The sequence below is a fragment of the Gluconobacter sphaericus NBRC 12467 genome (genome assembly GCF_006539125.1).
Classification (GTDB): domain Bacteria; phylum Pseudomonadota; class Alphaproteobacteria; order Acetobacterales; family Acetobacteraceae; genus Gluconobacter; species Gluconobacter sphaericus.
The window spans coordinates 1-6,648 of record NZ_BJMK01000059.1; the positions used below are offsets into that span (position 1 = coordinate 1).

At 60.3% G+C, this 6,648-nt stretch carries 9 protein-coding genes; 8 read left to right on the forward strand and 1 reads right to left on the reverse strand.

The genetic code is table 11. The features are described from left to right. The first annotated feature begins 620 nt into the window (after positions 1–620). From GSP01_RS14080 to GSP01_RS14110, 7 genes are all read left to right on the forward strand, one after another. Positions 621–884, forward strand: coding sequence for a hypothetical protein (locus tag GSP01_RS14080; protein WP_034953721.1), 264 nt, complete (start codon positions 621–623; stop codon positions 882–884). Positions 885–954: 70 nt separating this feature from the next. Beyond that, entirely contained in the window at positions 955–1,485 is a 531-nt protein-coding gene (locus GSP01_RS14085) for a helix-turn-helix domain-containing protein (RefSeq protein WP_141354538.1), read from the forward strand. A gap of 67 nt (positions 1,486–1,552) precedes the next feature. Continuing rightward, positions 1,553–2,029: a transcriptional regulator gene (locus GSP01_RS14090; RefSeq protein ID WP_141354540.1), complete on the forward strand. Its 477-nt coding sequence runs from the start codon at positions 1,553–1,555 to the stop codon at positions 2,027–2,029. Positions 2,030–2,040: 11 nt separating this feature from the next. After that, on the forward strand, positions 2,041–2,328 hold the full coding sequence (locus GSP01_RS14095) for a DUF2312 domain-containing protein (protein ID WP_141354542.1): 288 nt from the start codon (positions 2,041–2,043) through the stop codon (positions 2,326–2,328). A gap of 4 nt (positions 2,329–2,332) precedes the next feature. Then, positions 2,333–2,629, forward strand: a complete 297-nt coding sequence (locus GSP01_RS14100; RefSeq protein WP_141354544.1) for a hypothetical protein — start codon at positions 2,333–2,335, stop codon at positions 2,627–2,629. A 2-nt stretch (positions 2,630–2,631) separates the two neighbouring features. Beyond that, positions 2,632–3,054 carry a hypothetical protein gene (locus GSP01_RS14105; protein WP_167495576.1) on the forward strand — a complete coding sequence of 141 codons (423 nt, stop codon included), beginning with the start codon at positions 2,632–2,634 and terminating at the stop codon, positions 3,052–3,054. 54 nt (positions 3,055–3,108) lie between these two features. Continuing rightward, complete coding sequence (locus tag GSP01_RS14110; RefSeq protein WP_141354550.1) at positions 3,109–3,819, forward strand: HD-GYP domain-containing protein; 711 nt, start codon at positions 3,109–3,111, stop codon at positions 3,817–3,819. A 328-nt stretch (positions 3,820–4,147) separates the two neighbouring features. Here the strand turns inward: GSP01_RS14110 and GSP01_RS14120 are convergent, their stop codons facing one another. After that, a complete protein-coding gene (locus GSP01_RS14120) occupies positions 4,148–5,242 on the reverse strand; it encodes a hypothetical protein (RefSeq protein ID WP_141354553.1) in 1,095 nt (364 codons plus the stop codon). A 300-nt stretch (positions 5,243–5,542) separates the two neighbouring features. Between GSP01_RS14120 and GSP01_RS14125 the strand changes: the two genes are divergently transcribed. After that, complete coding sequence (locus tag GSP01_RS14125; protein WP_141354556.1) at positions 5,543–6,358, forward strand: hypothetical protein; 816 nt, start codon at positions 5,543–5,545, stop codon at positions 6,356–6,358. Positions 6,359–6,648: the final 290 nt, after the last annotated feature.

Consider the following 6,648-nt stretch of genomic DNA (forward strand, 5'->3'; position numbering starts at 1 on the left):
ACGACAATCGCTCCATCCCATGTCGCATCGGAGGCTTATGCCGAAACATTTGGATTTCTTGCGTTATTCCATGGCGCTCTGTTGCTCACCACGCGTTTCATCAAGTCTTCAGAGAGGAAACGTTAGTTCGGATCGAACTGAATCCGTCGTGCATGGATACTCGCCTGAGAAAATAAAAATGACCCAGGCAAGATTGGCCAGCGCCGTCCGCTATGCGGTCACTCGTTTGTGTTGCAGATTGTCAGAGATGAGGCGGAAGCTGTCGCTGTCATAGCGCCGGTTGGCCAGCATGGCTTTGGGATTTGGAACCGGCAGTGCCATTACGGCGTCTGTGGCTTTGTCGTCCGAAACTTTCTGTAACTTTCGGATGCTGAGGGAAATGCTGTGGTGCGGCTTCTTCCAACACAGCGTTACAAAGCGTCAGGTCTCGGACTGGAGGTCTGAGGCCTGCCAGTAGGGTCTGTTGTTTCAACCTCATCCGGTCCCTTCGCTGAACTGCACTCACAAACGCTGTCGTCATACTGCCGGGTATGACCGAGCACTCTCTTTCTCTTGGGCAGCCAGATCTGCCCGAATCAACACTTTCTCTCCCACTGTCTTCCTCTTGGATGCTTGGCAGCATGGTTCTTTCGGCGACCATGCTCCTCGGGTTCGGCTGGCTCTTTTTCCCGCTGGACGTCCGGATGGTCTGGACCATGCTTGCACAGGCGATCCTTTTCTCTCTGGCTATCTCCGTTCTTGTGATGGACGTCATGCGCGTGTGGAAGACGAAAGCCTTCATGCCGCGCTGGCATGTCCTTGTCTTCGTTCCGGTCTGGGTGGCTGTCGGCCTGTTCAACCTCCGGAACGCCTATGACTGCATGAAGGCGGCAGGCCAATGGTGACGTTGCGTGACTGCACTCACAACAGTCTCCGGCAGAATATCCCGACGGCTACAGACGACGGGGCATCACAGTGAAATTTGGCGGTCATCAACCGAAAGCGCGGGTCTTTCGCAAGCTCAAGGCAGAGATGCAGCGTGAAGTCTATCAGTCGGTTCTCCAGCACGTCCGGACCTGTCTGAACCGCGGGCCGTATAATGTCCTTGAACTCCGCGCGAACCTGACGCCCGAGCAGGCGGGTGCTCTGCCGATGGCTTTGACGACGCTCGCCCAGGCTGGCGAAATCGCGGCTTTGGGTCATAGTGTTTATGCCCGGGTGCCGTGGATGCCGGCCACGCGAACGGTGAAAACCTCGCCCATCGAGGATCTTGTCTTTGCGTCCCTGACCGAACATGAAACCGCCAGCGAAATCGCGACATGGCTCGGCCTCTCCGTCGGTGAGGTGCGTGAGTCACTTGCGGCTCTGGAGCGGGCGGGGCTGATCGAGGAGCGACTGGATCCGCGTCGCCCCAACCGTTACCGGATTGTCTCGCCTCATATGGCCAAACACATTCGCCGGGGTGCACAGGACCGGACCTTTACTGACATCGCCCGGCATGGCTGAGGCGTTGCGTTTTCGGGTTATCCCCCAAAGCAGTGGACAGCACTGTGGGCAACCGAAGGCAGGACATGTGGATTCACGGTCCGTTCGTCCAGGGCACAGGCGCGCGGCGCTGTCCATCGCAGGCGAGCTCTCCGCTATCGGCTGGGGCGTGCGTCAGGCGTCCCGCCGATCCGGCGTTTCAAAGGACCGGATCCTGCGCTGGCAATCGGGGCATAGCATTCCTGATCCGGACTTCCTCAGGTGGCTTGCGGCCCTTGGGATGTTGCATCGTCGACTGAGCCACCCACTGGCCCGGGCTGTGCCTCCCGCGGGCAACCGGCCTCCACTGAATGGTTACGCGATGACCAGTGCTCTCATGACCATTGGCTGGTCTGAACGCACGCTTGCAGAGCGCCTCGGCGAACACCGGACCGCCCTTCGCCGCCTTATCGAAGAACAGGGACATCTTCCGGAAAGGCAGTCCCGCTGGCTCGAAGCGCTGGCAGACGGTCATCGCGATCTGCCCCGCCCCCTTTCACCCATCTGTTACTCATCCGATCCCTGAAAGGTTGACCCATGTTGCAACGCGTTTCGCCTCCTGAGCACTCTCAGGACAATCAGGCTGTCGTCGCAGGCGGCATCGCCGCCGACCGGCTGCGCTCCATTATCGAGCGGGTCGAGCGCCTGGAAGAAGAGCGCAAGGCGCTGAGTGGTGACATCAAGGACATCTTTGCCGAAGCCAGGTCGGCCGGGTTTGACGTCAAGGTCATCCGAACGATCATCCGCCTGCGCAAGCAGGAGCCCGGAGAGCTCGAGGCTCAGGAAACCCTGTTGCAGATCTACCGCCGTGCCCTGGGAATGTGACCTGATGCAAGATGCCCCACCGCGCCGCCGCGTCGCCGAAGCCGCAGGAGAGATTCTGGTCTGCTGGCCAAGTGTGGGCCTGCTTCTGTTTGCCTTTGTGGTTCCCCGGCTTGGCGCTGTCATGGGACCCGTTTTTATGTTCGGTGGCTGCGTTGCAACCATGATGGGACCGGGTGTTCCCGATATCGGCGAGGATGGACGCGACTACGGGCTTGAGCGGAGGCGGGGAGTGGTCTTTGCCAGTCTCGGTCTGGTGCTCTGCCTGCTTTCTCTCTCCAGACTTTTGCTGGATCGGTTCTGATCGTGCCCGTACCGTTGTTTACGGACTGGACCCCAACGTGCGTCACCAGTGTCCGTTACATCTCCACTCTGGGACCGGCTCGCGCTGTTGGGACGGTGCCGCGTCGGGTCTGTGGCGCCAGGTGTCTGGCTGGGGTCAGTCTGTTTCTTCTGACGAATGCGGCGGATGGATTTCTCGGTCTGGACCAGTTTGCAGGGCAGGGGGACTGGCATCTGTCCGGACTGGGCCAGCCGGTCGTCACGCTGTCGCTCTGGCAATGGATGCTTCTGGCCTGCGTCACCCTGGGTCTTGTGAAACTCGCCGAAAGGACGGCCGGGATCCTGTCCGGACGTGGGCCGCGCCGCGCGACCGGGATCAAGTTCCTCTTCACCTGCGTCGCTCTGGCTCTTGGCGGCCTCGCCCGCGGTCTGATCCATCCGGGATAACCGGACTCACATTGGCCGCGCTTAGAGTGATCTTACACAACCGGTAGAGGAAAGATGCCTGAACTGCAGACACTCCTGAAAGAGGTGGTGAAACTGCCTGCGTCCTATCGGCGGCAGGGCCCGCCTCTTGTTTCTCTCCTGGCACAGATTGCCCAAGGAGATGACGGACACGGCCAGAGGGTCGGGCGCCTCGCCGGCCTGCTCGGCCATCTGACGGGGAGCGGATTATCGTCGAGCGCGCTTGAACTGGCGGGCCGATTGCACGATGCAGGCAAACTGCTCCTGCCCGACAGTCTCCTGAATTATCCGGGTCGGTTTAACGCCCGTCAGATGCTGGTGATGCGACAGCATCCGTCGCTTGGTCTCGGAGCGCTGTTTCATCTGTCAGCCGATATCCCGACCCTCGTTTATGAGGCCGTGCTTCTGCATCACGAACGCTATGACGGTGACGGCTATCCGTTCGGAATGAAGGGTCAGGCCATTCCCCTGGCCGCCCGCATCATCGGCCTCGCCGACGTGATCGACGCCTTGCTCTCCGCCCGGGCCTATAAAACAGGGCGGTCTCCGCGGCAGGTGAAAGCCTGTCTTCAGGAGCAGGCGGGTGGCGCGTTTGATCCTGACCTGGTGCGGCACGCGATCACCTATTTTGATGATCTGCTCGCCATTCGCCGCACCGTTGCGCAGCCGGTTCAGGGATATCAGCCCATGCCCGGCCGGTCACCCATGACATCCCGTAACCTTAATCTTCGGAACACTCTGCCATGATGCCTCTCCCGCTCCCGCCCGCAGCCCATGCCGCCCTGTCTGAGACTTCCCCTATGAAGCTTCTGGCCGACGTCGCAGACAGGCTTTTTACAGAAAACCGGAGAGAAGAGGGGCTGTGTGTGGTTGAGGCCCTTTATCTTCAGGCAGATGCTGCTCTTGGAGGCAGTGAGAGGCAAAAGGAGGGGGATGCGCGTGAGACAGGAGGAAGTCGGGTATAACCTCTCAAAAGGAGAGAGGCCCAACACGCGCGCCTGAAAACGTCTCCTCGCCACGCTTTTCGAGTAGCGCGTGGCTGGGGAAGGTCAATTTCTTCGTGCGGGGTGGCTGATCAGATATCATCAGGGCGGGAGGCCGCGTGGAGCTTGACCATCAGCGCTGTGGCCTCGAGAACAGTTCTGGATAACACTTTCATCTGGTCATGAAGCGCCTTTTGTCTGGCGAGTGTCCCTTCAAACATCGCCCCCATATCCTCGACATATGTCTGTATGAGTTCCAGAGTATCCTGCTGGGAGCGGGCCACACTCTCCCAGTCACTCGGGTTCTCGTTTTCGCACTTGAGGAATCCTGGGAAGACGAGGGGTGCAGACTGGTTGTCGAGCGGCAGTCGTGTGTCTTTGAGACCCATGGGCCAGTGCTCAAGGCAGAATGAGATCCCCGCCAGCAGAGAGGGTGGCAGGGACAGAAGCAGTTCGGTATCTGGAAGGTGAAGCTCTCCCGTTTCCGGAAAGCCGGTATAAAACATGTGCTCACGGTACCACGTCTCCCGGCCGCCCATGTTTTCGAGTGTTTCACGCCAGAGGCCCAAAGCGGCCTCCGCCTCCTGATATGCCGCCTGACTGCTGACCTCCGCCTCATAAACGTGGCTCCACAGATGATGGGTTCCAACCCCGGGAAGCCAGTCGTCCAGTCTGAAAGATTCCTCATCGAGAAGAGGTGTACTGCCAAGGACGAATGCGCCCTGAGACAGGATGCAGCAATAGGCAACAATACGGGTGCCGCGCCATTCTCCCCGCAAAGCGAGAGCCTGCTTCAGGACGGCAGGGAACAGCACTTTCCGGGTACGGGCGCTGTAACTGCTCCATTCGCGCTTCTGTAACGCCAGCGGCGCAAGCGGATCAACGATGGCTTCGGGGTCCCTCAGGGTTCGAAGGCGCACGCCGTGTCGGGACAGGTGGTAGGCCCAGAGAAAAACCATATCATTCGGGGGCGCATCCCCGATCGTGAAGGCGTGCAGGTCGTAACGCTGAAACGATCCTACGGAGCGGAAAAGGGTCCCCGTGCGCTTGAGGTAGGTTGGCAACGTGCGGACAAGGCTCTGTCCGACAAAGACCGTTCCATCTTCAAAAAGCAGGCAGACGATCAGCCGAAGCTCGTCGTGGGGATGACAGCCAGAACGGGCTGACTTGGAAATGCGATGGTGCATGGCTATCCCGGGTCATGACAATGGATCCCTGCACTCTGTCATCGCGCGATGTGAGAGCGGGCCGTGGGGTGGCCAGCATCTGCGCGCCTTCTAACAACCGCGCAGCAAGCCGGCACGAGAGAAGCCGGGGGCGGGTCGGGACGTGAAGAGTAGAGCGTGGGACAGGAGAGAGACAGGGTCAGCCACAGGCCGTCCGGCCGCCACAATGGTTCGGCCGCACGCGGCCCGCGCCCTGGAGGGCGCGCCATTGTCCCGTCCAGCCGTCTGCGCCCGCGGGAAAGCATCTGAAAAGAGAAAAGGATGTTTTCCGTGGCTACTTCCGTCACAACAGTCTTCACGCTCACCGGGCCGCAGGATCGTCTGCGCCAGATCGCCGAAGAGCGCGCTTACCGGACCTGCGCAGCGGATCAGATGACATGGGAAGACGACACCACACTGGTGATGACCCTCGAAAACGGCATCGGCACGCCCTTCCTTCATCATGGAGACGGACTGTCAGACGAGTATCCCGACGTCAGTATCCGGGGGATGGAATATTTCGACTGCTTCGATGATCCGAGCTTCGCCAAATGGCAGGGCGGCCAGCTTGTCTATGAGGCAGAACTCATCACCGTTTTCTCAATCCTGTTTCCAACGGATCCTTCGAGAGACTGGGCGGGCTGTAGCGCCAGCTTCTGGCACAGGTCTCCGCCTCTCTCGGCTGCCATAGCCGAGAACTGCCCCGACTTTGACCTGATGCCGTTACGGCAACTGGCAGGGCCAGCGCCCGGATGGGTTCAGACTTCGGATGGCTTCGCCACTCTTTTCCTCCGGCTGCCCTCAACACCCGATGCGCAGGATGGCCTCGGCGTGATCTTCTATCCGGGGATCGGACGGAGCACCCTGCTGACAGGTATCGACCGTTTCGGCGGCGTGGCCCGCTTCCGGCGTCAGGCTTATGGTCAGATCGGCTCACAGTGTCCCGAACTGCGTGCTGTCCTGCGGGAGTGCTGGAAGGCTGAGGAGAAGAAAAGGCGCAAGGCCCGTCAGGAACGCAGGGTTTTGAAAAGGAAGGCGAGCAAGGAGGGAAAGGCCAGTCTTTTCCATCTTTTCGATACTGACCCGTGGGTGGTTTGAAGGGCAGAAGAAAAGCAGGATCGGGGCGGCCCTGAAGGGTTCGTTCACCCTATCTCACGAGGCTCCTGCGTCGCCAAGTTCGACCGAGCCACAGGATCCAGCCGCCCTCAACCGGGCGTCTGGACCCTGCGTCTCGGCCCTTCCGGGTAACGGTTCACCCGCGTTCTTTTCCCTGAACGAACGGTCCTGGTCTGGGGGATCTGTTCGTGCGACGGCTTCTCAACCTCCCCGGCCAGTCCTGCGGACCGCCCGGGGAGGCACGTTACAGGGAGGCGGCCTCGCATCCAGCG

What these genes read in the sequence shown, in the direction of transcription:
- GSP01_RS14125 (WP_141354556.1), top strand. Translation starts at nt 5,543, where the DNA reads ATGTTTTCCGTGGCTACTTCCGTCACAACAGTCTTCACGCTCACCGGG.
- GSP01_RS14120 (WP_141354553.1), bottom strand. Translation starts at nt 5,242, where the DNA reads ATGCACCATCGCATTTCCAAGTCAGCCCGTTCTGGCTGTCATCCCCAC.
- GSP01_RS14100 (WP_141354544.1), top strand. Translation starts at nt 2,333, where the DNA reads ATGCAAGATGCCCCACCGCGCCGCCGCGTCGCCGAAGCCGCAGGAGAG.
- GSP01_RS14110 (WP_141354550.1), top strand. Translation starts at nt 3,109, where the DNA reads ATGCCTGAACTGCAGACACTCCTGAAAGAGGTGGTGAAACTGCCTGCG.
- GSP01_RS14080 (WP_034953721.1), top strand. Translation starts at nt 621, where the DNA reads ATGGTTCTTTCGGCGACCATGCTCCTCGGGTTCGGCTGGCTCTTTTTC.
- GSP01_RS14095 (WP_141354542.1), top strand. Translation starts at nt 2,041, where the DNA reads ATGTTGCAACGCGTTTCGCCTCCTGAGCACTCTCAGGACAATCAGGCT.